The sequence below is a fragment of the Flavobacterium sp. CFBP9031 genome (genome assembly GCF_034044945.1).
Taxonomy (GTDB): domain Bacteria; phylum Bacteroidota; class Bacteroidia; order Flavobacteriales; family Flavobacteriaceae; genus Flavobacterium.
Window position 1 is genome coordinate 288,290 of the sequence record NZ_JAXCWF010000004.1, and the last position, 25,907, is coordinate 314,196.

At 33.4% G+C, this 25,907-nt stretch carries 29 protein-coding genes and 1 tRNA gene; 9 read left to right on the plus strand and 21 right to left on the minus strand.

Annotation, left to right across the window (positions count from 1 at the left end; all coding sequences use genetic code 11):
- Positions 1-67 precede the first annotated feature (67 nt).
- The 3 genes from SOM12_RS09075 to SOM12_RS09085 are packed head-to-tail and all read right to left on the minus strand — an operon-like array spanning position 68 to position 1,698.
- Positions 68-910, minus strand: a complete 843-nt coding sequence (locus SOM12_RS09075) for a FecR family protein (protein ID WP_320493143.1) — start codon at positions 908-910, stop codon at positions 68-70.
- Positions 911-914: 4 nt separating this feature from the next.
- On the minus strand, positions 915-1,130 hold the full coding sequence (locus SOM12_RS09080) for a hypothetical protein (protein ID WP_250837282.1): 216 nt from the start codon (positions 1,128-1,130) through the stop codon (positions 915-917).
- 46 nt (positions 1,131-1,176) lie between these two features.
- A complete protein-coding gene (locus tag SOM12_RS09085) occupies positions 1,177-1,698 on the minus strand; it encodes an RNA polymerase sigma factor (RefSeq protein WP_320493144.1) in 522 nt (173 codons plus the stop codon).
- 289 nt (positions 1,699-1,987) lie between these two features.
- Between SOM12_RS09085 and SOM12_RS09090 the strand changes: the two genes are divergently transcribed.
- Together SOM12_RS09090 and SOM12_RS09095 are read left to right on the plus strand one after the other, a co-directional pair.
- Positions 1,988-2,560, plus strand: a complete 573-nt coding sequence (locus tag SOM12_RS09090; protein WP_320493145.1) for a hypothetical protein — start codon at positions 1,988-1,990, stop codon at positions 2,558-2,560.
- 3 nt (positions 2,561-2,563) lie between these two features.
- Entirely contained in the window at positions 2,564-4,684 is a 2,121-nt protein-coding gene (locus SOM12_RS09095) for a cation:proton antiporter (protein ID WP_320493146.1), read from the plus strand.
- A 61-nt stretch (positions 4,685-4,745) separates the two neighbouring features.
- On the opposite strand, the gene SOM12_RS09100 is transcribed toward SOM12_RS09095, so the two are convergent.
- From SOM12_RS09100 to SOM12_RS09135, 8 genes are all read right to left on the minus strand, one after another.
- Positions 4,746-5,228, minus strand: a complete 483-nt coding sequence (locus SOM12_RS09100; protein WP_320493147.1) for a GNAT family N-acetyltransferase — start codon at positions 5,226-5,228, stop codon at positions 4,746-4,748.
- 7 nt (positions 5,229-5,235) lie between these two features.
- Positions 5,236-6,654, minus strand: a complete 1,419-nt coding sequence (locus SOM12_RS09105; protein ID WP_320493148.1) for a PLP-dependent aminotransferase family protein — start codon at positions 6,652-6,654, stop codon at positions 5,236-5,238.
- Between the two features lie 21 nt (positions 6,655-6,675).
- Complete coding sequence (locus SOM12_RS09110) at positions 6,676-7,044, minus strand: hypothetical protein (protein ID WP_320493149.1); 369 nt, start codon at positions 7,042-7,044, stop codon at positions 6,676-6,678.
- A gap of 167 nt (positions 7,045-7,211) precedes the next feature.
- On the minus strand, positions 7,212-7,811 hold the full coding sequence (locus tag SOM12_RS09115; protein ID WP_320493150.1) for a DUF6624 domain-containing protein: 600 nt from the start codon (positions 7,809-7,811) through the stop codon (positions 7,212-7,214).
- A 66-nt stretch (positions 7,812-7,877) separates the two neighbouring features.
- Complete coding sequence (locus SOM12_RS09120) at positions 7,878-8,135, minus strand: hypothetical protein (protein ID WP_320493151.1); 258 nt, start codon at positions 8,133-8,135, stop codon at positions 7,878-7,880.
- 70 nt (positions 8,136-8,205) lie between these two features.
- Entirely contained in the window at positions 8,206-8,616 is a 411-nt protein-coding gene (locus tag SOM12_RS09125) for an ACT domain-containing protein (RefSeq protein ID WP_320493152.1), read from the minus strand.
- Positions 8,617-8,637: 21 nt separating this feature from the next.
- On the minus strand, positions 8,638-9,003 hold the full coding sequence (locus tag SOM12_RS09130) for a GIY-YIG nuclease family protein (protein WP_320493153.1): 366 nt from the start codon (positions 9,001-9,003) through the stop codon (positions 8,638-8,640).
- A 58-nt stretch (positions 9,004-9,061) separates the two neighbouring features.
- Positions 9,062-9,135 (minus strand) — tRNA-Met (locus tag SOM12_RS09135).
- Between the two features lie 150 nt (positions 9,136-9,285).
- On the opposite strand from SOM12_RS09135, the gene SOM12_RS09140 reads away from it, so the two are divergent.
- Together SOM12_RS09140 and SOM12_RS09145 are read left to right on the plus strand one after the other, a co-directional pair.
- Entirely contained in the window at positions 9,286-9,678 is a 393-nt protein-coding gene (locus tag SOM12_RS09140) for an START-like domain-containing protein (protein WP_095929482.1), read from the plus strand.
- A gap of 54 nt (positions 9,679-9,732) precedes the next feature.
- On the plus strand, positions 9,733-10,569 hold the full coding sequence (locus tag SOM12_RS09145; RefSeq protein ID WP_320493154.1) for an aminotransferase class IV: 837 nt from the start codon (positions 9,733-9,735) through the stop codon (positions 10,567-10,569).
- Here SOM12_RS09145 and SOM12_RS09150 read toward each other — a convergent pair.
- The 7 genes from SOM12_RS09150 to SOM12_RS09180 all read right to left on the minus strand — a co-directional run bounded on the left by SOM12_RS09150 (position 10,566) and on the right by SOM12_RS09180 (position 17,193).
- Positions 10,566-11,126 (minus strand): YqgE/AlgH family protein, encoded by a 561-nt coding sequence (locus SOM12_RS09150; protein WP_008464759.1) that lies wholly within the window; start codon positions 11,124-11,126, stop codon positions 10,566-10,568. The genes SOM12_RS09145 and SOM12_RS09150 overlap by 4 nt on opposite strands.
- Positions 11,127-11,254: 128 nt before the next feature.
- Positions 11,255-11,527: an HU family DNA-binding protein gene (locus SOM12_RS09155; RefSeq protein WP_008464760.1), complete on the minus strand. Its 273-nt coding sequence runs from the start codon at positions 11,525-11,527 to the stop codon at positions 11,255-11,257.
- 180 nt (positions 11,528-11,707) lie between these two features.
- The gene (gene fmt / locus SOM12_RS09160) at positions 11,708-12,655 is read right to left on the minus strand and encodes a methionyl-tRNA formyltransferase (RefSeq protein ID WP_320493155.1); all 948 of its coding nucleotides are present in this window, start codon (positions 12,653-12,655) and stop codon (positions 11,708-11,710) included.
- Entirely contained in the window at positions 12,655-14,550 is a 1,896-nt protein-coding gene (locus SOM12_RS09165; RefSeq protein WP_320493156.1) for an ATP-dependent DNA helicase RecQ, read from the minus strand. Before SOM12_RS09165 ends, fmt begins: the two co-directional genes overlap by 1 nt.
- 65 nt (positions 14,551-14,615) lie before the next feature.
- Positions 14,616-15,149, minus strand: coding sequence for an AAA family ATPase (locus tag SOM12_RS09170; RefSeq protein WP_250837272.1), 534 nt, complete (start codon positions 15,147-15,149; stop codon positions 14,616-14,618).
- Positions 15,150-15,694: 545 nt separating this feature from the next.
- The gene (locus tag SOM12_RS09175; RefSeq protein ID WP_320493157.1) at positions 15,695-16,264 is read right to left on the minus strand and encodes a hypothetical protein; all 570 of its coding nucleotides are present in this window, start codon (positions 16,262-16,264) and stop codon (positions 15,695-15,697) included.
- 17 nt (positions 16,265-16,281) lie between these two features.
- On the minus strand, positions 16,282-17,193 hold the full coding sequence (locus tag SOM12_RS09180; RefSeq protein WP_320493158.1) for an alpha/beta hydrolase: 912 nt from the start codon (positions 17,191-17,193) through the stop codon (positions 16,282-16,284).
- Positions 17,194-17,491: 298 nt separating this feature from the next.
- Between SOM12_RS09180 and SOM12_RS09185 the strand changes: the two genes are divergently transcribed.
- The 4 genes from SOM12_RS09185 to SOM12_RS09200 all read left to right on the plus strand — a co-directional run bounded on the left by SOM12_RS09185 (position 17,492) and on the right by SOM12_RS09200 (position 20,984).
- Positions 17,492-17,788 (plus strand): DUF493 family protein, encoded by a 297-nt coding sequence (locus SOM12_RS09185; RefSeq protein WP_066033683.1) that lies wholly within the window; start codon positions 17,492-17,494, stop codon positions 17,786-17,788.
- Between the two features lie 4 nt (positions 17,789-17,792).
- Entirely contained in the window at positions 17,793-18,515 is a 723-nt protein-coding gene (locus tag SOM12_RS09190) for a DUF4290 domain-containing protein (protein WP_095929489.1), read from the plus strand.
- Between the two features lie 187 nt (positions 18,516-18,702).
- Complete coding sequence (gene murA / locus SOM12_RS09195) at positions 18,703-20,016, plus strand: UDP-N-acetylglucosamine 1-carboxyvinyltransferase (protein ID WP_095929490.1); 1,314 nt, start codon at positions 18,703-18,705, stop codon at positions 20,014-20,016.
- Positions 20,017-20,105: 89 nt separating this feature from the next.
- On the plus strand, positions 20,106-20,984 hold the full coding sequence (locus SOM12_RS09200) for a cation diffusion facilitator family transporter (RefSeq protein ID WP_095929491.1): 879 nt from the start codon (positions 20,106-20,108) through the stop codon (positions 20,982-20,984).
- A 259-nt stretch (positions 20,985-21,243) separates the two neighbouring features.
- Here SOM12_RS09200 and SOM12_RS09205 read toward each other — a convergent pair whose 3' ends face one another.
- From SOM12_RS09205 to SOM12_RS09215, 3 genes are all read right to left on the minus strand, one after another.
- Positions 21,244-23,733, minus strand: a complete 2,490-nt coding sequence (locus SOM12_RS09205; RefSeq protein WP_320493159.1) for a DUF5686 and carboxypeptidase regulatory-like domain-containing protein — start codon at positions 23,731-23,733, stop codon at positions 21,244-21,246.
- Between the two features lie 169 nt (positions 23,734-23,902).
- Positions 23,903-24,316 (minus strand): type II 3-dehydroquinate dehydratase, encoded by a 414-nt coding sequence (gene aroQ / locus SOM12_RS09210; protein WP_320493160.1) that lies wholly within the window; start codon positions 24,314-24,316, stop codon positions 23,903-23,905.
- Between the two features lie 127 nt (positions 24,317-24,443).
- On the minus strand, positions 24,444-25,001 hold the full coding sequence (locus SOM12_RS09215) for a porin family protein (protein ID WP_095929494.1): 558 nt from the start codon (positions 24,999-25,001) through the stop codon (positions 24,444-24,446).
- Between the two features lie 290 nt (positions 25,002-25,291).
- Between SOM12_RS09215 and SOM12_RS09220 the strand changes: the two genes are divergently transcribed.
- A complete protein-coding gene (locus SOM12_RS09220; RefSeq protein WP_320493161.1) occupies positions 25,292-25,795 on the plus strand; it encodes a hypothetical protein in 504 nt (167 codons plus the stop codon).
- The last annotated feature ends 112 nt before the right edge of the window (positions 25,796-25,907 follow it).

A 25,907-nucleotide genomic window follows, 5' to 3' on the forward strand; every position in this document is an offset into this window, starting at 1 on the left:
ATAACCTCGTGTTATCCTGAATATTAGGAGGATGTGGAGTTTCGCGGCTTACATCCTTTCTTGTTTTTTATTGAAAAGTGATCTGTTTTAAATCTTCATTTATTTCAAAATTTAGGTTATACATTTCTGATATTAATTGTAAAATTGTTTTTAAATCCTCTTTTTTATTGATTCGGATTGTAATTTTCTGATCAAGATTTTCTTTCGGAATATTGACTTTATAGCCATAGTTTTCTTCAATGTATTGACTGATAATCGACAGTTTTTCGTTATCAAAATCTATAAATCTGCTAAATTCTGTTACTGAAGCCGTTTGGTTTCCGTAGGTAAATTTATCACCAGGTTTCAAAATCCATTTTTGATTTTGGCCTTTTACATTCATTTGAACGCTTCCTTCAAAAAGTTCAACGGTCACTTCTTCATTTTCAGATTCTTTAACCGTAAAAGAAGTTCCTAAAACGGTAGTTGTCGTTTCATCGCAGAAAACCTGAAAAGGATGCTGTTTGTCTTTTTTAACTTTAAAATAAGCCTCACCATCAATTTGAATTTTTCTGTTCAAGGCAAAATTCTGCCCAAAAGAAATTTTAGAATTCGGACCTAATTCTACTTTTGAACTATCTGGCAAAACAACATACTTTATGGCTGAGGTAGTATTTTCGATTACATTTTCGGCAAGAACTATATTTTCAGCAGCAGTTTCCTGGTTGAAATAAATTCCAGTTCCAATAAGTGTAAAAAGTAAAACAGAAGCCGCCGCATAAAGATGCCAAGGTTTAAATTTCCTTTTCTTCTCAGAAAATGTTTTAGCATGGAATTGTTCCCACGAAGCTTGTTTTTCGCTGTCCGAATGAGAAAGGGGAGACTCTTCCCATAACTTTTTAAATTCCTCGTCAAATTTTTCCTGATCCATTTTTTTAGGTGTAAATGATTTGACAATGAAATCCTTGTTTGTTAAAAACACCGTAAACCATTTCTTTAATGTCTCGATTAGTTTCGATTTTAAGGATATTTTCTTGTCCTTGACGATCAAAATTTATGATACAATCAGAAATAATAAACTGTAAATAAGCTACAAGTAAACTTGCATCTTTCTTTGTTTTTACATTAGTTTTATACGCTTCGATATGCATTTTTAGTTCTTGTTTTTTAGTATAACAAACGAGAACTAAAAAGTTCCTAATGGTTTTCGATTTTTTTTCGAATAAATTTACTGGCGAGATAAATATGATTGGCAATGGTCTTTTCAGAAAGATCCGTTATTTCTGCAATCTCCTTATAGCTAAGGTTTTCCAGTTTGTGTAAAGTGAATATTTTTTGCTGCTGCTCGGGCAGCTGATTTATGAAATTTTGTAGTTTTTCTTGTCTTTCTTCAAAAATTCCAGTGTCAGTTTCTTCATCTAGCATTTCAACTTGAGAAGGATCAAGCTGTATTATTTTATTTTCTCTATTAACATGATTGATAATGATGTTCTTGCAGATAGTAAAGATCTGTTTATCGAACAGTACCTCTTCGTTAAGCAGTTCTCTTTTATTGTATAATCTTATGAAGGTTTCCTGAACAAAATCTTCGGGAGTAAGTACAGAAGAATGGAATCGTTTGGCAATATTTATAAGTTTATCGTAATAGTTGAAGTAGACTTCTTTGAAAGCTGCTTCATTACCTTTTTTTAAACTTAAAATAAATTTTTTATTGTCCATAACGAAAATATCGTGACTAGCTTCCTAGTTCTAAACTCATTGGAGTCAATATTATTGTATTCAGAAATTGAGTTGTCCCAAGTGAGAATGTAATAAGTTACAAAGAACCGTAATTTAATTTAAGATTTGACGCTTTTGCATAATAAATGTTACAATTTATACGCTTCTTTTTTTATGTATAAAAACAAATTAGCAAAGGAAAAGCAATGTTAGTATTGGTGTTTTTCGAGCCATTACTGCGATAAACCGATTTTTATCCTTAAATTGTTGGTTACAAAAATTAACTGCTATGACTTTGCAAAGACTTTTAGTTTTAATCCTTATTCCTTTTTTGATTTCCTGTGATAATAAAAAAGAACAAGAACTCACACAAAGAGAAAACGCGCTTCTGGAACGCGAACAGAAATTTGCCGACAAAGAAGCCGAATATGAATTATTGTTGAAGATGAAAGACAGTCTTCAATTGGCTGTACAGATAAAAGATTCGGTGCCCAAGATTCAGACTTGGCCAGATAGCCTAAAGATTAAATGGAACAGTAAAATGATTTGCCGAGAATCCAATTGCAGTAATTATGTTATTGGAGATCAGCGTACAGAAGTCTGGGAATTTGCATCAGATTCTACAGGAATGTACGCGAATGTATTGAGCAATAATCAGATTAAGAGAGTTTTTAGAGGACAATATTTAGTCAATAAAATAGTACTCGATTCAGCCAAAGAGAGTTCTGCTAAAAGCAATATAAAAATTAATGTTGTATTGGACGATATCAAAAAAAATGTCATTAAAGGAACGCAGACCATAACTGGACAAGACAATTGCACTACAAAATTCTCGGTCGAACTTACGCCATCTAAAAAATAATTTATGTTTTTGAGTATACATCATATAACTCTCCCAATAGAAGATCCGCTTTTAAAATTTCTTATCGAAATTATCATCATCTTGTGCATTCCTCTTTTATTGAATAAAATTAAGGTGCCACATTTGCTTGGGCTTATCATTGCTGGAGCTGTTGTTGGTCCTAACGGTTTTGGATTGCTTTCAAGAGACAGCAGCGTTGTGGTGACGGGTACAACAGGATTGTTGTATATTATGTTTTTGGCTGGATTGGAAATTGATATGGCCGATTTCAAAAAAAATAAATGGAAGAGCATCACCTTTTCTCTTTACACTTTTGCCGTTCCTTTTATTTTAGGACTTGTTGGTGGTTATTATATTTTAGGTTTTTCGTTACTGACTTCGGTGCTTTTTGCCAGTTTGTTTTCATCGCATACTTTAATTGTATATCCAATGATCAGCAGTTTAGGAATTGCTAAAAATCTTGCGGTCAATGTAACGGTAGGCGGAACCATGATAACAGATGTTCTTTCTCTTCTTGTTTTGGCTGTTGTAGTCGGAATGTCGCAAGGAGAAGTTGGAACAGCGTTTTGGCTGAAACTTTCCATTTCGATGGTTCTATTCACTTTGATTGTTTTATTAGTGTTTCCCATAATTGCCCGATGGTTTTTTAAGAATGTAGAAGATAAAATTTCGCAGTATCTTTTTGTTATTGTAATGATTTACCTTGCCGCGCTTCTAGCTGAACTTGCTGGAATTGAATCGATAATTGGAGCATTTTTTGCCGGATTGGCGTTAAACAGACTGATTCCGCATACTTCCTCTTTAATGAATAGGGTAGAATTTGTAGGGAATGCCATTTTTATTCCTTTCTTCTTGATAAGTGTGGGAATGCTTATTGATTTTAGTGCTTTTATACAAAGTTGGGAAACCTTGTGGGTAGCTGCAATTATGCTGATTGCTTCAATTGGCGGAAAATATTTTGCAGCAATCTTAACTCAGAAAACATTTAAATTGACCAATGATGAAGGTAAACTGATTTTTGGAATGAGTTCGGCTTCTGCTGCGGCAACTTTAGCATCAGTGATGGTTGGGTACAATATCATTATTGGAGAAAATGATGCAGGCGAACCAATAAGACTTTTAAACGATCATGTTTTAAATGGCAGCATACTTCTGATTTTGATTTCCTGTACTGTATCTTCTTTCGTTTCTATGGCAACTGCCCAGCGTATAGCAGATGCAGATAAAGACAATAAAGTATCGGGAAATAGTGAAGAAAAAGAAAATATACTTTTGGCGCTTAACCATGAAGATACCGTAGATAAAATGGTCAATCTGGGACTTATGGTAAAAACTTCGACCAACACAGATCGAATTTTTGCTGTAAATGTTATTAATGAAGAAGAAAATGAATCGTCGGTGAAAAATGCAGAAAAAATTCTAGAATCGGCAGTTAAGGCGGCTTCGGCGGCCGATGTTAAACTAAATCCCATTACGCGCCATGATAATGATACCGCCAGCGGAATAAGTAATGTTGTTAAAGAAAAAGAAATTACCGATCTTATTGTAGGACTGCAGGGCGGAAAAGGTTTTTCGGCTTCTTTTGTATACAATTTGTACAACGGATACCTTCGAAATAAAAATATAAATCTCATGGTGTATCATGCAGTTCAGCCGGTATCGACAATTAAAAAATATGCTGTGCTGATACCTGAAAATGCAGAAATGGATGCTGGATTTTTTCATTCGATGTTAAGGATCTGGAATATCGGACGTAATTCTGGTGCGAAAATGAGTTTCTACGGAAAAGACAAAACCATGCTCATTTTAAAAAGAATTGTAAAAAAAGCATCAATTGAAGCTACATTTGAAACCATTGGTTCTTGGCAAGAAGCTCAAGAAATTGCTTTCGATTTAGGACAAGACGTTGGATTGATAATTATGATGGCCGATAAAGGAATGCGTTCTTATGTTCCGCATATGAAGGATGTGCCAGATCTGCTTAATAGTAGAGCGAGCAATAATAATTATATACTCATTTATCCTTTTAGCAAAACAGAAATAAATACTACAGAAAAAAGAGCTGTAAGCAGTCACGACGATTTTGTGGAGATTGGTAAAGTCATTCGAAATATTTTTAAATAAGGATAAAAATAAAACCCCTTAAACACAGATAGATTTAAGGGGTTTTGTTTTTTTGGGATATTTAAGAATTCAGCGTAAGCATCATTTGAATATCTACTCTGTCGTAAGATGACGAAATGCCTGTTATTTCTTTAAAACCTAGTTTTTCATACAATTTAATAGCGGGTTTCAGTTTGGTGTTGCTTTCCAGATAGATTTTAGAAGCGCCTTGTTCTATAGCCCATTTTATTGCCGATTCAGCCAATAATAGTCCAACACCTTTTCCTTGCGCTTTCGGACTTACAGCCATTTTGGCCAATTCGTAATCATACTCTTTTCCATCACTTTTGATTAAGGAGCAAACGCCCAAAACTTCATCATTTAAAATGGCAGAAAATATTTCTCCGCCTTTATTTATAATATATTCTTCGGCATGATCTAGTGCTTTTACGTCATTAGGTTCAACTACAAAATAAGTCGAAATCCACTCTATGTTTAAATCCTTAAAACTTTTTTGATACTTCGGGTTATAAGTAACTATTTCTACATGGTCTTTATTCTTCATAATGCTATTAAATACTGTTTTTTATTATTCTGCCCAATTTTTCCAAATCAGAATCGACGCGTTCATTCCATTCTAAAACATACGTTAATCTCATGCAGTTGTTGTATTGATTGTACTGCGAAAAAATTCTTCCCGGCGCAAAGACGATTTTTTGGGTTAGGGCAGTGTTGTATAATTCTGTTGTAGAAATTCTTTCATCTAATTCTAGCCATAACATAAAACCTCCTTTTGGTTGTGCTATTTTAGTGTTGTCCGGGAAATAAGATTCTACAGCTCGGTTAATCTGGAGATAATTAGCATAAAGCTTATTTCTAAATGTTCTAAGATGATGATCGTAACGTCCGTGTTCTAAGAAATCTGCAATAACATCTGAGTATAAAGAGGAATTACAAACTGTTTGAACCAGCTTTTGACGTATAATTTTGTCTTTAAATTTTCCAGGAGCAATCCAACCAACACGATAACCAGGCGCAAGAGTTTTAGAAACAGATCCGATCCACAAAACCAAACCAGCTTCATCATAAAATTTACAAGGTTTCGGGCGCTCTGAACCAAAGTAAAGATTACCGTAAATATCATCTTCAATTAACGGAATGTTGTATTGAGTAATTAGCCTTACCAATTCCCGTTTGTTTTCATCAGGCATTTGAAATCCCATTGGATTATTGAAATTGGTAACAAAACAACAAGCCTTAATCTCAGGCAGTACTTTTTTCAAGGCATCAAGATCTAATCCATACAAAGGATGGGTTGGAATTTCAACAGCTTTAAGGCCTAATGCCTTAATTGCTTGAAGTATTCCAAAATAGGCTGGACTTTCTACCGCAACGCTATCTCCAGGAGATGTAACGGCCATAAGGGCATTGTACATTGCGTGCATGGCGCCAGAAGTAATTACAAGATCATCTTCCGTAATTTTTCCTTCCATAACCAATGCCCATTTTGCAATGGCTCGTCGAAGTTCTTCAGATCCCTGAACAGGTTCGTAGGCGGTTCCTGCATCGCCTCTATTACGAACAGCATTGATGATTCCTTTATTAAGTTTAGCAACTGGAAGAAAATTCTTTCCGGGTAATCCGAGTGCAAATTGTGTTACATCGGTTTGATTGATGGTGCCGAAAACTTTATCAATAAGATCTTCAGGGGTGTTTTTTGTTTCGTGATTGTTTATACTCGCAATTGTGGGAAGTGCCGTCGTTCGCTGCGAACTTTTACTCACATAATATCCTGTTTTTGGGCGAGATTCTATAAGCGAACGGCTCTCCAATTCCAAATACGCTTGCTTAATGGTGTTTAAACTAACATTATACAGCTTTTGTGCACTTCTAACAGAAGGCAGTTTGTCGCCAAGCGAAAGAGTCTCATTGTGAATTTGATCCTCAATAATTTTGGCAATTTTAAAATATAATGTTTCGTGATTTTTCATTTTTTCTTTTCCGTTAAGCGTCTAAAAGCTCAGGCAGTGAACAAAATGTTCTGTGCTTTGCCTTAATTGTTCGGCGTTATTGAAATTTGCATTCCTCTTTTTCTTTAAAAAATTCAGAATGTATTCATTAAATATTATTCTGTCTTCATTAGTCAGACTTCCGTCATCATATATTTGAAATATGATTTCGTTCTTTTCATCCAATATTAAACTAGCAAACGAATTAATTTTATTGTCTTTTTCGCAAAGAAGAAAAGGAATTCCAAAAAGCATTTTATCTTCAGCTTTCACATTACTATTTTTATTGAAGATGTTTTGTAAAATCTCCATGTCAAATATATATACCTCTCTAAAAGTTATTTTTTTCTGTGTAGCTGCTTTAGATTCCATATCTTTTTTTAGCAAAATTATTGCTCTTAAAGATTTGGGTACAGATACAGAAAAATATTTTTTTAAGGGTACAGATAAAATTACTGTTTTTATTCGAGTCGGTACAAACTGTTTGCAGACTTTTTACAGTAGGAGGAATTAATTGGGAATTACAGTTGGATTTGAAGTTATTTTATCCATCCTGTTTTTCTTCTCCATTCAAGTGCTTCTTGTTTTCGTTTTTCGAAATCTTCGGGAGGTAATTGATTTTCTTGTATTATTCGATTTCGAATAATTTCGGTTTGTTCTTCTAGAGAGTTGAGTCCGATAGATTGTCTTCTTTGATTTACCATTTGTAAGTCATCGAATAAATTTGGACTTAAATTTCCTTTTTCATCCCAATCAAATTGAGTTCCGTAAAGTTGTGGATTTACTTCCAAGGTGGCTATTCTATCTGTTAAATAGGCAAGATTAATAGGGTCTGCTTGATTTTCTTTGACTGCATTTTGCAATTGCTCCGCACATCGTTTCATAAAATCTGGAGATCCAATAGAATGCTGTATGATTAGCCAAGCAGCTTCGCTGGCTTCTTTCCCAACTTTATCAATCGTCGGATAACCGATTGTGTTTATGATTTCATTTAAGATTATTGCATTTTGTTTATGCAGCTTTTCCATTTCTTCATCATATCCTTCAAAAAGTTTTTTGTTTTCAATAAGCTTGTTCCTCAATTTGAGATCAGCATTTTTTAACTCAATTATTCTTTCGGAAATGATTTTGTTATCCATTTGATATTGGTTAAAAGGATTAACTGGGAATGGTTTTTAATTTGAAAAAAGGGTCTCCGAATAAAATTAATTATCCTCCATTTCCAAATCTGCTGCAGAAATCTGATCTAATATATTGGTTTGATTTGGCGAAATGTAGTTTTTGTTTTCGCTAATTTGCTCTTTCTTAAAAAGAAGATCTAATGCATTGTAAAGTTTTAATAAAACATCTTTGTCTTCTTTGGCAATATCTAAAGCAGTATTGAAATTAAAAACATAATTATTAGAATTACGTACTTCTACTTTTATAGTTTTAGATGTGATCTTAAATTTTACTATGTCCATATGTTATAAATTACCTCTGCAAAATAACTATTTTAATGGCAGTTTTTATGGTTATTTTTTGATTTTTTAATTACAAAGAATTTTTATTTTCTTCTTTCAATTTCAGAAGTACATCCATTGCTTTCAGAGCGTCATTTTCGTCAACAAATATGTGGTCGTGTAAGTATGCTGCGACAACATTGCAACTAATATTGGAATTTCCTAGTGCCTGAGAAAACACAGCGGTCAAACCCACAGCGGCTAAAGAAGAATGAACTTCTAAAGTAATCCAAGAAGCAATATAAGAGAAATGAAGATTAAGCTCTTCTGCAAAATGTTTTTCTAATACTACAGTAATGCATTCTTTTTCTTTAAATAGAAATAAAATTTTTGAAAAAGGAACCTGTTCTAGAGAATCTACTTTTGTAAAAACATATTTTCCTTCATTAAGAACAGGATTAAGATTCTCCAAAATAGTATTTAAATTTATTTCGCCTTCCATAAAATGAGGAGTGTTTTTTATTTAAAGATAATGAAAAAAAAACCTTAAATGTTTCTGTCTAAAGGTTTTACCTTTTAGTAGCGAGGACGGGAGTTGAACCCGTGTCCGCGTTGGCGGATAAGAATCCTGCTGTAGTTGTTGCTGAATCAATTTTTTTATGAACTCTCTTCCCATCCCAGTTTTTAGAAATTTCTCTCTTTTCATCGCATCATTCTTTGAATTGAAAAACTCAACATAGATTATTTCCCAAGGTCTAAACTTGATAGTGTAACCTTTTTTTGCCAAAAGATTGTGAGATTTAAATCTCTCTATCAAGTTGGAAGTGAATCCAGTATAGTTCTTTCCGAATTTTTTAGAATAAAGTATGTAAACTACAAATTCTTCCATAACTTTTAAGATGGTAATGGTAAAAAAAAACACCACTTCGAAAAATGGTGTTTACCTGTAGCGAGGACGGGAGTTGAACCCGTGACCTCAGGGTTATGAATCCTGCGCTCTAACCAACTGAGCTACCTCGCCTGGACTGCTATCATGAATTCCTGATTGCGGGTGCAAAGATATAAATATTATTAAAGCATACAAGCATAAAATGAAGAAAAAAAAATATTTTTAAAAATGCATTGTTTTTGGACATATATTCTTATATTTCGAAAAAAATTAAAGTAGCACATGGATTCAAAAATACGTTACGAAATAGAGTTTCCGATCAATTCTTCGCCGCAATTATTGTATCAATATATATCAACTCCGTCAGGTTTACAAGAATGGTTTGCTGACAATGTTAATTCAAGAGGTGAATTTTTTACATTTATGTGGAATGATTCACAAGAAAAAGCGCGTCTAGCATCAAAAAAATCTGGAGAAAAAGTAAAATTCAAATGGGTTGATGATAGCAGTAAAGATACTGAGTACTTTTTTGAACTTCATATTTTAGTCGATGAGTTGACTAAAGATGTATCGCTAATGGTAGTCGATTTTGCCGATAAAGATGAATTAGGCGAAGCTAAACAATTGTGGGAGAATCAGATCTCAGATCTAAAACATCTTATAGGATCTGTTTAGCAAAAGTCTATTTTATACCTTATATTTGCCCTGAACAAAATTCAGGGTTTTTTTATGATTAATTTTAACGGAAATATAGCGCAGGAAGACAATATGTTAACTCTAAATCGCGCTTTTTTGTATGGTGACGGAATATTCGAAACAGTAAAAATTGTCAATGGGAAAATCTTGTTCCTTGAAGATCATTATTTTAGATTAATGGCTTCAATGCGTGTGGTTAGAATGATGATTCCGATGGATTTTACAATGGAGTATTTTGAAGAACAGATTCTTAGTTTGGTAAAAGAACAGGGAATTGAGGCTTCAGCACGAGCAAGAATTACAGTTTTTAGAAACGATGGCGGTTTATATCTTCCAAAAAGCAATGATATTTCATTCTTAATCAACGCCATTTCTCTTGGAAATAAATCCTATAGCGTAAATGCAAACGAATACGAAGTAGATTTGTATAAAGACTTCTACGTGACAAAACAATTATTATCGTCTCTTAAAACGACCAATAAGATAATTAATATTACAGGAAGTATTTACGCGAGTGAAAATGATTTGGCAAATTGTATCTTACTGAATGATAGTAAAAATGTTGTAGAAGCCCTTCAGGGAAATATTTTTATGGTAATGGGTAACAAGCTTATTACGCCTCCGGTTTCAGAAGGTGCTTTAAACGGAATTATGCGTAAACAGATTTTAGCTCTAGCTAAAAAAATAGAAGGTATAGAGGTGTCAGAAGAAATAATTTCGCCGTTTGATCTTCAAAAAGCAGACGAATTATTTCTAACTAATGTAATCATGGGAATACAGCCGATAACTAAATATCGAAAAAAGGAGTTTACAACAAATCTGGCTCATTTATTAGTGCAGCGACTAAATGAATCCATCTCTGAAAATTAATTCAGATATGGATTTTCAGGTGCGTTAGACCAAATAAGATAATCGCCGCCAAGCTCAATAATCTGCTCTTTCCAAAAATGGGTAGTAGATTTTCCGATAATTTTATTTTTGTAATTATTATCAGCAATAATCCAAGAGTTTCCCTGCATTTCATTCTCAAGCTGATTTTCTTCCCAACCAGTGTAACCTAAGAAAAAACGAATATTATTTTTGCTAATAGATCCGTTGTTTATTAAGTCCTTGGTTGACTCAAAATCGCCACCCCAATAAATCCCGTTTGAAATCTCAACACTATTTGGGATTAACTCAGGAATATTGTGAATAAAATAAAGGTTGTCTTGTTCTACAGGGCCGCCGTTATATATCTTAAAGTTAGCATCAATCTCGGGTATTAAGTCATTAATAGTATATTTTAATGGCTTATTAATTATAAAACCTATTGATCCTTCTTTGTTATGGTCTGCTAATAAAATTACCGATCTATTAAAAGATAAATCTCCAATTATTGAAGGCTCGGCAATAAGCAGGTGTCCTTTTTTTAATTTTTCTGAAATCATACGGTTACAATTTTTATTAAATTTAATCATAAAAAAATTAAAATCACAAAAAAAATCGTTAAACCGCATAAAAAAACCTTCCAGAAGGAAGGTTTTAATTATATTATAAGTTTAGAGAACTTTCTTACTTAGTTCACTGCACCTTCTAATTCAGCACCAGCTTTAAATTTTACAACGTTTTTAGCTGCGATTTTGATAGTTTTTCCTGTTTGAGGGTTTCTACCGTCTCTAGCAGCTCTTGAAGACACTGACCATGATCCGAAACCTACTAATGAAACTCTTCCACCTTTTTTCAAAGTAGTTCCTACATTACCTAAAAAAGACTCTAAAGCTAATTTCGCCGCAGCTTTTGTAATTCCTGCATCAGCAGCGATAGCATCGATTAATTCTGATTTGTTCATAATAATTAGTTATTAATTGTTGGTTAAAAAAAATTGTTAATACACAAATTTAGTAGGAAATCCGTTGCGTGCAAGTGTTTTCTTTATTTTTAGCAAAAATTGTTAATAACTTGCTTTTTTTGTTCATAAAGAGTGTTGTTCATCGATGAAAAACAGGTACAAACCCCTGTTTTACTGACCTTAATACACTTTTGCAGCTTCTGAAAAACTCACCCCATTTAATAATTCTGAAGCAAGCATTCTCTTTTTTCCTGGAAATTGTAGACTTAATAACTGAATAAAGCCTTCTTTTATTGCAATCTTGATTTCTTTTTTAGTGCTAATTAGCTTTCCAATCTCATAAGAGTGTGATTCTGAGACTAGTTTGGCTTCGTAAATTTTGATGTTTAATTCTTCATTTTGATCTTTTAAAAAACACCAAGATGCAGGATACGGACTTAATCCTCGAATTAGGTTATTAATCTCTGCACCAGATTTTGTCCAGTCGATTTTGCAGTTTTCTTTATTTAATTTATAAGCGGTTTTAATATCGTCGTTGTCTTCTTGGATTGTTGTGGTAACATTTCCGCTTTCAATAACTTTTAAAGTGTCAATTACAGTAGTGCTTCCTAATTCCATTAAACGATCGTGCAATTGACCTGCCGTTTCTTCTGGCTCAATATTGATCTCCGAATTTAAAATCATGGCACCGGTATCAATTTTATCATCAATAAAGAAAGTCGTAACTCCAGTTTTAGTTTCGCCATTAATAATAGCCCAGTTAATAGGAGCGGCCCCACGATAATTTGGCAATAAAGAAGCATGAAGATTAAAAGTTCCTAAACTCGGCATTTCCCAAACTACTTTTGGCAGCATTCTAAAAGCAACTACAATTTGTAAATTGGCATTTAAAGCTTTTAGTTCGGCTAAGAAACTTTCGTCTTTTAAATTGGTTGGCTGTAACAAAGTAAGATTGTTAGCGAGTGCATATTCTTTTACAGCCGAATATTTTATTTTTTGTCCGCGTCCTGCTGGTTTATCTGCAGCAGTAATTACGCCAACAACATCATAGTTATTTTTAATAATGGTATCCAAAATGCCAACGGCAAATTCTGGCGTTCCCATAAATATAATTCTCAATTTCTCCATTATGATTTTAAAGTGTATTTATTATTCGCTTGTATAATGATATGATTGTTTTCGAGCAATTCCTGAAGAACCGATAAAATGTCTTTTGTGTCCATTTTTATCTGATTTTCTATTTCTCTAGAAGTCAGAGAAGCGGTTCTGAGTAAAGATAAAATCTTATCTGCAATGGAATCGGCCTCGGTAATTTTTCCTTTTAGTGTAATGCAGTACGAACAGATGCCACAGTTTTCTTTTGTTTCTTCTCCAAAATAATCCAAAACCAATCTGTTTTTGCAGGTTTTATTGTCTTTTATATAATGAAGAACCGATAAAAGCTGTTCTTTTTTAACTTCATTCTGTTTTTCTAAATATTTCGAAACTCTATTTATAGTATGGTCATCTTCACGGACTTCATTAAACAAAATTGTAGCGTCGTTATTTTTAGATTTATATTCAATAATTTCTTTTTCTTTTAATTTTTCTAAAACAGCAAGAACCTGTTCTTCAGAACGATTTGATTTTTTAGCAATCAATCCCAGGTTTAAGTTAGATTTTACCTCATAAACTCCCGGGTAAGTTCTTAGAATGGCCAAAATGATTTCTTCGTCATTTGGGTTTAAACTCATGTATCGAATGACTTCTTTAGATTCGATCAAAAACTGAATATTGATTTTTTCTGAAAACTCCTGAGACATGGTAATAATTCCCTGCTGATTCAGAAACTGTAAAGCATTATAGGTTTTAAGAGTAGGGAAGTCGTATTTGTTGCAAAAATGATTCAGTTTGAAAGAAAAAGTTTCGTCTAAACCTTCTCCGTAAGCAATCTGAAAGTAGTTGCAAAGTTTGTTGTACATCGTTTTCAGAAACTTTTTGTCTGGCAAAATATTTAAAAATTGCTGCTCGGTCTGAATAGAATCTGAATTGTTATACAAAAGAACCGAAAAAGCTTTTGCGCCATTTCGTCCTGCGCGCCCAGATTCTTGATAATAATTTTCTAAGTTTTCTGGAAGTTGTGTATGAATAACGGTTTTTACATTGTCTTTGTCAATTCCCATTCCAAACGCATTCGTGGCAACAATAACTTGCGCCTGCTCAGACATCCACAACTGCATGTTTTTGTCTTTTTCTTTAGATGAAAGTCCGCCGTGATAGTAAGTTGATGTAAAACCTAACGATTGCAATTGCGAAGACATGTTTAAACACCCTTTGCGATTTCGCACATATATAATAGAAGGCTGCGGATTTTTTTTAAGAATCTGTTCGGTGCGGTATAATTTATCTTCCACTTCAAAAACCATGTAAGCGATATTTTTTCGCTCAAACGACTGCTGAAAGTGTCTTGGATTTTTTAATTCTAACTGCGTTCTAATATCTTCAATAACTCTCGGAGTTGCTGTAGCGGTCAAAGCTAAAAACGGAATTTTCGGAAAGAACTTTTTCAATTCCGAAATTTTAAGATACGCAGGCCTAAAATCATGACCCCACTGCGAAACACAATGCGCTTCGTCAATAGCAATTAAATTGATAGGCAGGTTTTTAATACGTTCCAGAATCCAATCCGATTGCAAACGCTCTGGCGATAAGTAGAGGAATTTATAATTTCCGTACTGGCAATTATCCAAAAGATCAATCAATTCTTCGGTATGAATTCCGCCCGTAAGCGCAATTGCTTTGATGTCTCTTTTCTGCAGATTCATCACCTGGTCTTTCATTAAGGCAATCAAAGGCGAAATAACGAGACAGATTCCTTCTTGCATCATGGCCGGAACCTGAAAACAAATTGATTTTCCGCCGCCCGTAGGAAGTACGGCAAAAGTATCCTGTCCTTCCAGAACCGAATCGATAATTTCTTTTTGCAACGGTCTAAAACTGTCGTGTTTCCAGTATTTTAGAAGAATATCCTGTGCTCCGAGCATTGCTTTGGTTTTAAAGTTAAAAATTTAGAAAACAGTTTCTAGTTTTGCAACTTTAAACCATACCGCTAAATTTTGTCTAAGATATAAAGAATTCTGTTTTCAACTGTATCTTTAGGAACTTCAATCAGTTCGTAACCATATTTTTTGTAAGTTTCAACAAGGTGCTCTTGGATTTTTACTGCCTGATCAAAATTTTCATAACGTTCAGAATCACTTTGGTAAATTTCTTCCCAAGGCGGTAAAATAAAAGTTTTAGAATATTTATAATCTTCGCATGCTTTAACGAAACTTTCCGGATATTCATCGCCAATATAATCCATATAAGCTACCACATCTGGAATTCCTCTGTCAATAAAAACCACATTATCAGGTTCTTCAAGAGCATTTTTATATTGATCGATACGACCTTCCAATAGCATTTCGCTAAACAAAAGAGGCTGTTCTAGAAACAACTGCTCAATGCCTTGTTCTTGCGCTTTCATGGTAACCTGTCTAGAGATTTCTGGATAGCAGCAAAAGCCACGAGCTACCAATTCGTTAATAAGTGTTGATTTTCCAGTACCAGGTCCGCCAAGCAAGACTATAATTTCTTTTTGCACTATTCTAAAAATAAAGCGCAAATTTACCTAAACTTATTTATAATTAAAAAGAATATTTGCTTGAAGCGAAAGATTTGGCATTTTTTCTAGTCATGGGTTCCTGCTGTACGCTGCAATCTTTTGCTTTTTAAAGGAAAAAGCAAAAGGATTTCCGCTTCCATCAGGGCTAAAAAGGAGAGATGGTTTTGTTTTTGGAATTATTTTGTGTTTTTTTCTCTTGCAAGGTTTTTAAAACCTTGTAGGTTTCTAAATATGACTTATTAATAGGTGAAAAGAGAAAAATAATACCTACAAGGTTTTGAAAACCTTGCAGGAAATCAAGAAAAAATTTGCATTACAAATATAAAACTTCAGCGGAGCGACAAACTTTTAGTAATTTATATGTCGCTCCTCCGGAGCTTTTTGATATGTGGTAAAAATTGTATTTTCAATAAATATTTTGCTCCGTTGGAGCAATTTTTATTTGAATTGCCGTGGGTTTTAACCAACGGGTTGAATGATTTGTAGATCTTGGCTTTAGCCAAATATCTGTATCTATTTCTTTCTTATTGTTTTGGGATGTCTTCTAATAATTTTCCATCAAAATCAAGAATATATCTATTAGATTCAAAATCTACTAAAAGTATAACATTATCTTTAATAGTAAGCTCTTCACTGCCTTCAGGATTTACCCAAATATCTCTTCCTCCAAAACTCCAAATAATCTCTCCATTTTTTGTTATTCTGAAAATTTCCAATTCTCCATGAATAAGGAAATCTTCTTCAAGTTTGTAAAGACAAAAGTTGGTGAATTGATCAAACTCTTTTTGCCATATAATTTCTAATGAAGGAATCTTTAAACAGTAAATTTTATTGGAAACTAGAATCCATATTTTATCATCTTCAATAATGCATGAGTTTTCATGTATTCCTGTTGCGCCCTCAGTTTCACAAATTATCGCACTTGAAATCTCGATTCCATGTTCTTTAATAATGACAGCGTGCTTACTACTAGAGCGAAATTCATTTTCTTCACAATAAACTTTTTGATATTGATGTAAATTATTGCTTGAATTTAAAATATAATTTTTATCGTCAATAACTTCAATTTCAAAATTTTTATAAGAAACATTCATTGTCTTTATTTTTAGAATTACTCACAAAACAAATACTTCTCAGAACTTTTTCCATTTTTAGAAGGCATAATCAAATGTGATTGGAATTTTTTGCCCTTCAGAACGTCATTCACAAAATCTAAAACATATTGTTGTCCTTCGTGAAAAAGATAGCCGGAAAATTCATGTCCGCCACCGCAGAAAGTAATCAGTTCGATGTCTTTATGCAAATCGTTCATTTGATTATAAACGGCATAAGAACCAAAAAGAATCAACCAGCCAGAAGCATTTGTTGGACAAGAGCGATGTGAACCTGCAGCGTATGGAACCGTATCATCATTGCTTCCGTGCGCCAATAACATCGGAATTGCTTTTTCTTTTGTAATCAAATTAATATCCTGAATCGCTCCCGAACCTCCAATGAAACCTTTGTATTTAAAGTTATCAGGCAGATTGCTTTTGTATAGATTCATTAATTTATAATCCCAGAACGAAGCGTGAAAACCAATTTCTGCCCCAGCGCTAATTCCAGAAATAAAGATTTTTGAAGTGTCAAGATTATATTTGTCAGCATTCTCAACTAAGAAAGCTGTCGCCTGCCACATGTCGCTCACACCAATTTGTATTGCTTTTATTTTTTCGATTAAAGTTCCTTTGCATCCAAAATCTTTTCCTTTCATATATAAACTGTACGAAATACTGGCAACGGCATAACCGTTTTGAGCCATAAATTTTCCGAATTCTTTTTCGCTTGTTCGTTCTCCGCCAGAAAATCCACCACCGAAAGCGAACATGATCAACGGAATTTTTTCGCCAGCTTTTTTCTTAGGCAGATATAGATCTAAATCCAGTTTTAAAGTGTCATTTTGGAAATAGGTTAAGGTTTTGACTTCTTGTGCTTGAATTGAATTTATTGTTAAAGCGATAAAAAGTAAAAGGAGTTTTTTCATTGTAGTATTTTTTAATCTCGCAAAGTCGCAGAGACGCAAAGTAATTTCTTAAAAGCTTAATTAGTAAAAAAAAACTTTGCGACTCTGCGACTTTGCGAGAGATTTCTGTGGATTATTTTCTCAAATATAAGCGTAAATTTTACAAAGAAATAATCTTCGAATACTTTTTTCTATGCACCTTTGAGCCTTTGTAACTTTGTCCCTTTAAAACAAAGTTTTAACCCCGAAAAAATTCTAAAATCTAAACTCAGAAATCTAAAATCAAAAACCGTATATTTGCGTTTATTTTTAATTACAAATGGAGAACGATAAAGAAAAAAATACAGCCGAATTTTACGAAAGATTAAAAGTGGAGCTTGATAACGCAAACACTTGGCCGGCAGAATATTTGTACAAATTTATTGTACCTTCTGTAGCAGATAATGTAGAGCGTGTTGAAAAAGCTTTCGATAGAATGGGAGCGGTGATTAAAACAACAAAATCAAAAACTGGTAAATTTACCAGCGTTTCTGTAGATGTTACTATGCACAGCTCAGATGATGTAATCAGTAAATACAAAGAAGTTTCTACAATAGAAGGTATAGTTTCATTATAAACTTATGATCGAAAAATATAAAAGAGAAGCCGCAAGTGACGTTGTTTTCAATTTAGAATACAATTCTGAAAGACAGCGTTTAATTATTCCGGAGTACGGTCGTCATTTGCAAAAATTGATTGATCAGGCAACTGCAATCGAAGATGATGAAACGCGCAATAAAGCCGCAAAATACATCATTCAGGTTATGGGAAGTCTGAATCCGCATTTGCGTGATGTTCCAGATTTTCAGCATAAACTTTGGGATCAGCTTTTTATTATGTCTGATTTTAAACTTAATGTAGAATCACCATACCCGATTCCGTCAAGAGAAGTTTTGGAGCTAAAACCAGATGCTTTGCAGTATCCGCAGAACTTTCCAAAATATAGATTTTATGGTAATAATATCAAATATATGATTGATGTTGCCAATAAATGGGAAGAAGGCGAAATGAAAAATGCACTGATCATGGTAATCGCCAACCACATGAAAAAATCGTTTTTGAGCTGGAACAAAGACACCGTAAAAGACGATGTAATTTTTGAACATTTATATGAATTATCGGGAGGCAAAATCAATTTATTGCACAGTACTGAAGAACTGTTAAACACTACAGATTTAATGCGTACCAATAAACGCATGTCTAATAAAACAGCTTCTGGTATACAGCCGAAAACTCAGAATAACAAAAACAATAATAAAGGCGGTCAAAAAAAGACATTTCAAAAAAATAATAATCAAAAGTAAAAAAAGGTGCTAAGAGGCTAAGCCCCTAAGTTGCTAAGTTTTTTTACTTAGATGCTTAAAAAATAAACAAAAACAAAAATATAAAAAAAGCTGCTAAGCTACTAAGCTACTAAGTTGCTGAGTTTTTTTACTTAGAATCTTAGAATCTCAGAATCTTAGAAACTTTGAAAGAACCTAAACAAGATCTATGGGAATTTTTAAAATCGAAGGAGGAACTCCTTTAAAAGGAGAAATCACTCCGCAAGGAGCAAAAAATGAGGCATTACAAATTTTATGTGCCGTGCTTCTAACAGGAGAGAAAGTAAAAATTAATAACATTCCTGACATTATAGACATCAATAAATTAATCACTTTGTTGGGTAATTTAGGGGTAAAAATTCAACGTAACGAACCAGGTTCGATCACTTTTCAAGCTGACGAAGTTAATGTTGGATATTTAGAAACTGAAGCTTTTAAAAAAGAAGGAGGAGCGCTTCGTGGTTCTATTATGATTGTTGGTCCGCTTTTGGCTCGTTTCGGAAAAGGATATATTCCAAAACCAGGAGGAGATAAAATCGGTCGTCGTAGATTAGATACACACTTTGAAGGTTTTATTAACCTTGGAGCAAAATTTAGATATAACAGAGAAGATCATTTTTACGGAGTAGAATCTCCAAAAGAGGGATTAACTGGAACAGATATGCTTTTAGACGAAGCTTCTGTAACTGGAACTGCAAATATTGTAATGGCAGCAGTTTTAGCAAAAGGAACAACTACAGTTTACAACGCTGCTTGTGAGCCATATTTACAGCAATTGTGTAAAATGCTAAACTCTATGGGAGCAAAAATCACTGGAGTAGGATCTAACTTATTGACTATCGAAGGTGTTGAAAGCCTTGGAGGTTGCGAGCACAGAATTTTACCAGATATGATCGAAATTGGTTCTTGGATTGGTCTTGCAGCTATGACAAAAAGCGAAATCACAATCAAAAATGTAAGCTGGGAAAATTTAGGTTTGATTCCGAATACTTTCAGAAAATTGGGTATCACAATCGAAAAACGTAACGACGATATTTACATTCCTGCTCACAAAGATGGATATGAAGTGAAAACAGATATCGACGGTTCTATCTTAACTATTGCTGATGCTCCATGGCCAGGATTTACACCTGACTTATTAAGTATCGTTTTAGTCGTGGCAACGCAAGCAAAAGGAGACGTTTTAATTCACCAAAAAATGTTCGAAAGCCGTTTGTTCTTCGTGGATAAATTAATCGATATGGGAGCAAAAATTATGTTATGTGATCCGCACAGAGCTGTGGTTATGGGGCATAATTTCGAATCTCAATTGAAAGCAACTACAATGTCTTCTCCTGATATTCGTGCAGGAATCTCATTATTGATTGCGGCGCTTTCTGCAAAAGGAACAAGCACGATCCAGAATATCGAACAAATCGACCGTGGATACGAGCGTATCGACGAGCGTTTGAGAGCAATCGGCGCAAAAATCGTGAGAGCTTAAAAAGTTGATAGCCTTGAATTCACAAATTTTTATTTTCAAAGATTATAAAAAATAATTCGAGAATTCGTGGCGAAAAAAAAATAGTCTAAATGACAAACGAACAAAAAGCTATAAAAGCTACTATCTTTAGTATAGTTGGAAACACCTGCTTGGCCCTTGTAAAAGGTCTTGCAGGTTTTTTTGGCAATTCTTATGCCTTGATTGCAGATGCGATTGAATCGACGACAGATATATTTGCGTCCTTCTTGGTGCTGTTTGGAATCAAATATTCGAATAAACCGGCAGACGAAAATCATCCTTATGGTCATGGTCGCGCAGAACCTCTTATTACGTTTTTGGTTGTTGGATTTTTAATTACTTCAGCAACAATTATTGGCTACGAAAGTATTGCCAATATTGGGACTTCGCACGATTTACCGAAATCCTGGACTCTATATGTTTTAGGCGCAATTATTATCTGGAAAGAGTATTCTTTTCGTTTGGTAATGAAAAGAAGTAAGCAAACAAATAGTTCGTCTTTAGCAGCCGATGCTTGGCATCATAGAAGTGATGCCATTACTTCTGTGGCTGCTTTTATCGGAATTTCAATTGCCTTAATTATGGGCAAAGGTTACGAATCTGCAGATGATTGGGCTGCGCTTTTTGCCGCTTTTTTTATCTTATATAACAGTTATAAAATTTTCAGACCAGCGCTTGGCGAAATCATGGATGAAAATCTAAATGACGATTTAGTAGAAGAAATTCGTGTTGTCGCTTTAACTGTTCAAGGAATTCTTGGAACCGAAAAATGTTTTATTCGTAAAGCAGGAATGCGTTATCATGTTGATCTTCACGCCATAGTTTCGGCAAAAATTTCAGTAAAAGAAGGACATGATTTGTCTCATAAATTGCAAGATACTTTAAAAGAACAAATTCCGCAGTTAGGAAATGTTTTGATTCATATTGAACCAGATGATTATCATTGTTAAAGATGCTAAGGTTCTGAGATGCTAAGATGCTAAGTTTTTTTCTTTGTCAAAGTTTTAAACTTTGACAAAGATTAATTTATAAATCTGCTTAATTTACAATCTAGTTAAAACAAGATTATAAATTAAGCAGATTTTTTTTAAGATTGAAAATCTTTGCGCGGGCTTCGACTTCGCTTAGCCTGACAAAATTAATATTAAGTACTAAAAGAAAACTTAGAATCTTAGCATCTCAGAACCTTAGAACCTTAGAATCTTTTTTTTAATCTAACGCATTCAAAATCTTCAACCCAAAGACAACACCATTTTGCCGAATTCCTCCTTGATAAGAATGCACATAATCTACTCTGAATAATTTAAATTTTCCGAAACCTAAATTGTCTAAACCAACAGTGAATTCAGAATATGGTTTTTTGTCTGGAATCGCTAAAGCATGAAAACCAATATTCATAGTCGATTTTAAAAGATTCAATAACGGAATTTTATTCATGATAAAACCAGTGTCATTGTATTCAGTATGCATTTCAAAATAACTGTCATTTGTACTGTTTGAATAGTATGGCATCATATTAAAAACATTCAAATAACGTTCGCTTGTTCCTATATGGGTTTGGTTTCCGTTGAAATGTCTGTAATCGATAAACGAAATATTTTTTGCATTAAAGAACTTGCCTCCTCTAAAATTGGTTCCTAAAAGACCTTTATTTCCAAGAGATAAATCATATTGAATAGAAGCACCTATTCTTTCGTATTCGTACTTTTTTTCGCTTGTCGCGAATGCTTTTTCGAATGCTAAATAAACGGTCGGATATTTATCATCTTTAAAATTAAATCTGCCGTCTGGTCTTGAAATGTATTTGTTGCCAAAGTTGATTCTCGTTGTCACAAGCGCTTTAAACAAGTGATGCTGATCAAAAGCGGGAGTTGTAAAATCGTCTGGAGCCAACGGATTATTGGAAGAATAAAGATCCTCTTTTTTAAAGAACGAATAATCGGTGGTGTTAAAAAGTGGTTTGCGTTGTTCGTAGCCAATTTTTCCGGTAAGATTTACTCCATTCGCAATATCTTGACCGTAATTGATTTCAACAAATTCTAAGTTGTACAGCTTCATATAGTTGTCTTTAAAAAACAAAGAACTTATAGAGTTGATCAAATTAGAAATAGGTTGTGCGCTATTAAATTGCGCTGTTTTTGTTCCGCCTGAACCCCAAATTGTAGAGTAATTGATCGTGTTGAATCGATGGCTGAATTCGCCAATGGCACGAAAACGTTCATCCGAAAAGCCGTAATTAAAAGTGGTGCTTATTGAAGTGTTTGTTCCTTTTTCCTCATCCCATTTTTTAAAAGAGAAACCAGAATCGAGATTGAAACCCTGAACCGTATTAAAACTTAAAGAAGAAATATTTAGCAAACCTTTATAATCAAAAGAATATTTCTTGAAGGTGTTTTTATAATCATAACCCATTAAAACATCCCAAACTTTAAATTTATTGTTTTTTGCGTCTAGAGAATCGGTATGTTTTTTTGATTTTCTAATGGTTTGCAAACTGTCTTTTTTGGTGTAATCATTGCTTTCTTCCATAGTTAACGGAATCGGACGAATTTCATTCCAGAAAGCATCATCTTTTTTATTCGCATTGAGGTCAAAAGCCACCAGTTCGTTTCCGAAAGTTTTCTTTTCAAACGATGCTGGAAATTCATAATTCGAATAAACATAATTGAAATTTCCAGAAAACTTTACGCCAAAAATACCCGCATTAAAAGAAAGTGTCTGTGCATTTTTGGACCATATTTTATTTTTGGAGTTATAACTGAAACTCTGTTTTAGATTCATTATTTCAGTAAATTCATTTTTCATTCTATACCCTTTGATATCTAAATCGATGGCATAAATGGCAAAACTATCGTCTACAATATAAATGTAACCTTCAAAAACGGGTTCTTTATCGCGTTTCGGAATGACTTTAATTTTATTAATCTGCTGATTGTTATCGTCGTAAAAAGTGCTTTCTAATTTGTATTTGTAGTAATTAAAAGCATTGTCTGCGATAGGAGAGATGAGTTTAACATCAAAATCTAAAGCATTATCATAAAAATCATAATTGGATAATGCTGCTGTATTGTAACTGTAGCCACGGTTATTTCCAGAAATTTTAGAAGCTATAATGTTTTCTTTAAACTTGTTTGGTTTTTCAAGACTAACTTTAGATATTGTTTCAGATAAATATAAAATTCCTGCTCCTGTCGAATCTAAATTAGCACCCATATCGCTGCCCAATTCTACTTTTTTGCCTAGAATTTTTTTAGGAAGATCTTTGACTTTAAGCATTCCTTTCGAATAAAAGTCGGCGGTATATCTTCCTGTTTTATCTGAGTTTTCTTTTTTATTGGCAATGGCACTTTTTATAATTGCATTTGCGGGATTATTTTTAGGATCAATCACAACTTCATTTAATGCGAAGCTTTCTTCTTGGAGCTGAACATCCAAAATGACTGTTGTTGTTGCTGCGAGAACAATTTTCTTTTGAGTTTTATAGCCTAAATATTGAAAAATTATTGTGCTTCCCGCAATTTCTTTTACGTTAAGCTGATATTTTCCTTGTTCGTTAGAAGTGGTGCCGTGATAGGTGCCTTCTTGAAAAATAGAAACAAATGGAAGCGGATTTCCCTTTTCATCGGTTACAGTTCCTTTGATTTGAGCGAAATTAGAAATAGAAAATAATAAAAAAGCGAGTAAAGTATAGTTTCTCATGAAAGTGGTTTCTCTCACAAAAATAAAAGAAGTTGAAAATGAGGTTACTAATAATTTGTTAAATTCGATAAGAAACTACTGACTTGTTTGTCAGGCTGAGCCAAGTCGAAGCCTCATCTGGTTTCCATTAGCTTTCGACTTCGCTTAGGATGACATTTGTTTAAAAAAATTACAAAAATGACTGAATCGCTAATTCGTAACTTTTTAAACCAAATCCTAGAATAACACCTTTGGCATTTCCGGATAAATACGACTGATGTCTAAAACTTTCTCTAGCGTAAGTATTAGAAATATGAACTTCTATTACAGGAGTTGTAACGGATTTCATCGCATCTCCCAAACCAATAGAAGTATGCGTGTATGCGCCTGCATTTAGAATAATTCCATCATAACTAAAACCGCATTCTTGAATTTTACCAATTAATTCGCCTTCAATATTACTTTGATAATACGAAAGTTCGATGTTTGGGAATTTTTGTTTCAACGTTTCAAAATAATCTTCAAAAGTTTGGCTTCCGTAAACGTCTGGTTCACGTTTTCCTAAAAGATTCAAGTTGGGTCCGTTGATAATGCAGATTTTCATATGTGTATGTTTTGTTTTGAGATATTGACATTGCTATTGATTTTTGCAATTGTCATTGAGCTGTGTAAAAATAAAAAAACCGCACTAATAAATAGAGCGGTTTTTGTAAAAGTATGTGATATATTTTTTAGAACATGAATCCAGCAGAAATCTGGAATACAGAGTTTTTGATATCTGCATTTTTAGAAGCCTCTGTCAAACCTAAACCATAACGACCTTGTAAAAAGATGTTTTCAGTAAGTTTAACGCCTAAACCTGCATTTACACCGAATTCGAATGTTTCACCATTTTTAACATCGAAATCATTTCTTTCACTTACTAAGAAAGAAGCTTGCGGACCAACTTCTAAGCTGAAAGTGTTGTTTAAGTAAAATTTAGCCATTACAGGAATAGCGATATAACCTAGTTCATTTTTAACATCTTCACTCACATCGCTAAATTTATAAGATGCACCTGTAGTAGAGTACAATAGCTCTGGTTGAATAGAAAACTTGTCTAATAATTTTACTTCTGCAACTAAACCAGCGTGGTAGCTAGTGATTCCTTCTTTATCGATTTGATCTGGAAAATCTCCAGTTTGGCTTGCAAAGTTAACCCCTGCTTTTACTCCTAATTTTAGTAATTGTGCTTGTACTGCTGCTGATGTTGCTAGAAACAAAACAGCTGCTAAAAGTATTTTCTTCATAAAAAGGTTTTTAAAAATTGGTATTTTAAAATGTTATTTAAAGTTCAAAACTACATATTTAGCATTTTATTGCATTATAATTTTGATTAAATAATTACTAAAATTCCCACTCAAACTGTTTTTTCAATTTAGAAAAACTTCTTTTCTTCTTTCAAAGCTTTGATTTTCAATTGGTCTATATCGATTTTATTTTTGTCTTATTCTAATACTTTTTAAACTTATCGCGGAGCATTTTTTGTAAGTCTAATCTTAGTTTTGTCGAATATTAATCAAATAATATTTTAAAAATTATGAAAAAAATTGTTTTGGCTGCTATTGCAGTAATGACTTTCGGATGGGCAAATGCTCAAGAACAAACAGCAAAAGGAAAATGGTTAATTGAAACTAATACTTCTTTTGGAGCTACCAATGTAGGTAATACAGGATTCTCATTATCGAGTGTTGATGGAGAAACTACTTGGGGATTAGGAGCAGAAGGAGGATATTTTGTAGCTGATAATCTAGCAGTTAAAGTTGGTCTTGGCTATAATGATTTTGGACACAGTGACAATGCATTTTCTTATAAAGTAGGGGCAAAGTATTATTTATTAAATAAATTTCCTTTAGAGGCTTCTTATACTGGAGCTAGTATAAAAGGTTATGATGAAAACCCTTCTTTTGTTGGTTTACAAGGTGGCTATGCTTGGTTTCTTGGAAAAAATGTTTCTGTTGAACCAGGTCTACGTTACAATATTGGTTTGAATGACTATAAAGATGTTTTCCAATTCAACGTTGGTTTCGCTTTACACTTCTAAGTATTTAGTTAATCAAGTGTTTTTTAAAAGCCTCTTCGCTAAAATGAAGAGGCTTTTTGTATTATGGAAATTCTAATTTTTAAATTGGCTTAATTCAAAATTAACAATTACT

What these genes read in the sequence shown, in the direction of transcription:
- SOM12_RS09115 (WP_320493150.1), bottom strand. Translation starts at nt 7,811, where the DNA reads ATGGATAACAAAATCATTTCCGAAAGAATAATTGAGTTAAAAAATGCT.
- SOM12_RS09190 (WP_095929489.1), top strand. Translation starts at nt 17,793, where the DNA reads ATGATCGAAAAATATAAAAGAGAAGCCGCAAGTGACGTTGTTTTCAAT.
- SOM12_RS09140 (WP_095929482.1), top strand. Translation starts at nt 9,286, where the DNA reads ATGGATTCAAAAATACGTTACGAAATAGAGTTTCCGATCAATTCTTCG.
- murA (WP_095929490.1), top strand. Translation starts at nt 18,703, where the DNA reads ATGGGAATTTTTAAAATCGAAGGAGGAACTCCTTTAAAAGGAGAAATC.
- aroQ (WP_320493160.1), bottom strand. Translation starts at nt 24,316, where the DNA reads ATGAAAATCTGCATTATCAACGGACCCAACTTGAATCTTTTAGGAAAA.
- SOM12_RS09185 (WP_066033683.1), top strand. Translation starts at nt 17,492, where the DNA reads ATGGAGAACGATAAAGAAAAAAATACAGCCGAATTTTACGAAAGATTA.
- SOM12_RS09175 (WP_320493157.1), bottom strand. Translation starts at nt 16,264, where the DNA reads ATGAATGTTTCTTATAAAAATTTTGAAATTGAAGTTATTGACGATAAA.
- SOM12_RS09150 (WP_008464759.1), bottom strand. Translation starts at nt 11,126, where the DNA reads ATGATTTCAGAAAAATTAAAAAAAGGACACCTGCTTATTGCCGAGCCT.
- SOM12_RS09090 (WP_320493145.1), top strand. Translation starts at nt 1,988, where the DNA reads ATGACTTTGCAAAGACTTTTAGTTTTAATCCTTATTCCTTTTTTGATT.
- fmt (WP_320493155.1), bottom strand. Translation starts at nt 12,655, where the DNA reads ATGGAGAAATTGAGAATTATATTTATGGGAACGCCAGAATTTGCCGTT.
- SOM12_RS09085 (WP_320493144.1), bottom strand. Translation starts at nt 1,698, where the DNA reads ATGGACAATAAAAAATTTATTTTAAGTTTAAAAAAAGGTAATGAAGCA.
- SOM12_RS09220 (WP_320493161.1), top strand. Translation starts at nt 25,292, where the DNA reads ATGAAAAAAATTGTTTTGGCTGCTATTGCAGTAATGACTTTCGGATGG.
- SOM12_RS09110 (WP_320493149.1), bottom strand. Translation starts at nt 7,044, where the DNA reads ATGGAATCTAAAGCAGCTACACAGAAAAAAATAACTTTTAGAGAGGTA.
- SOM12_RS09215 (WP_095929494.1), bottom strand. Translation starts at nt 25,001, where the DNA reads ATGAAGAAAATACTTTTAGCAGCTGTTTTGTTTCTAGCAACATCAGCA.
- SOM12_RS09100 (WP_320493147.1), bottom strand. Translation starts at nt 5,228, where the DNA reads ATGAAGAATAAAGACCATGTAGAAATAGTTACTTATAACCCGAAGTAT.
- SOM12_RS09120 (WP_320493151.1), bottom strand. Translation starts at nt 8,135, where the DNA reads ATGGACATAGTAAAATTTAAGATCACATCTAAAACTATAAAAGTAGAA.
- SOM12_RS09105 (WP_320493148.1), bottom strand. Translation starts at nt 6,654, where the DNA reads ATGAAAAATCACGAAACATTATATTTTAAAATTGCCAAAATTATTGAG.
- SOM12_RS09155 (WP_008464760.1), bottom strand. Translation starts at nt 11,527, where the DNA reads ATGAACAAATCAGAATTAATCGATGCTATCGCTGCTGATGCAGGAATT.
- SOM12_RS09205 (WP_320493159.1), bottom strand. Translation starts at nt 23,733, where the DNA reads ATGAGAAACTATACTTTACTCGCTTTTTTATTATTTTCTATTTCTAAT.
- SOM12_RS09165 (WP_320493156.1), bottom strand. Translation starts at nt 14,550, where the DNA reads ATGCTCGGAGCACAGGATATTCTTCTAAAATACTGGAAACACGACAGT.
- SOM12_RS09200 (WP_095929491.1), top strand. Translation starts at nt 20,106, where the DNA reads ATGACAAACGAACAAAAAGCTATAAAAGCTACTATCTTTAGTATAGTT.
- SOM12_RS09130 (WP_320493153.1), bottom strand. Translation starts at nt 9,003, where the DNA reads ATGGAAGAATTTGTAGTTTACATACTTTATTCTAAAAAATTCGGAAAG.
- SOM12_RS09125 (WP_320493152.1), bottom strand. Translation starts at nt 8,616, where the DNA reads ATGGAAGGCGAAATAAATTTAAATACTATTTTGGAGAATCTTAATCCT.
- SOM12_RS09080 (WP_250837282.1), bottom strand. Translation starts at nt 1,130, where the DNA reads ATGCATATCGAAGCGTATAAAACTAATGTAAAAACAAAGAAAGATGCA.
- SOM12_RS09180 (WP_320493158.1), bottom strand. Translation starts at nt 17,193, where the DNA reads ATGAAAAAACTCCTTTTACTTTTTATCGCTTTAACAATAAATTCAATT.
- SOM12_RS09145 (WP_320493154.1), top strand. Translation starts at nt 9,733, where the DNA reads ATGATTAATTTTAACGGAAATATAGCGCAGGAAGACAATATGTTAACT.
- SOM12_RS09075 (WP_320493143.1), bottom strand. Translation starts at nt 910, where the DNA reads ATGGATCAGGAAAAATTTGACGAGGAATTTAAAAAGTTATGGGAAGAG.
- SOM12_RS09095 (WP_320493146.1), top strand. Translation starts at nt 2,564, where the DNA reads ATGTTTTTGAGTATACATCATATAACTCTCCCAATAGAAGATCCGCTT.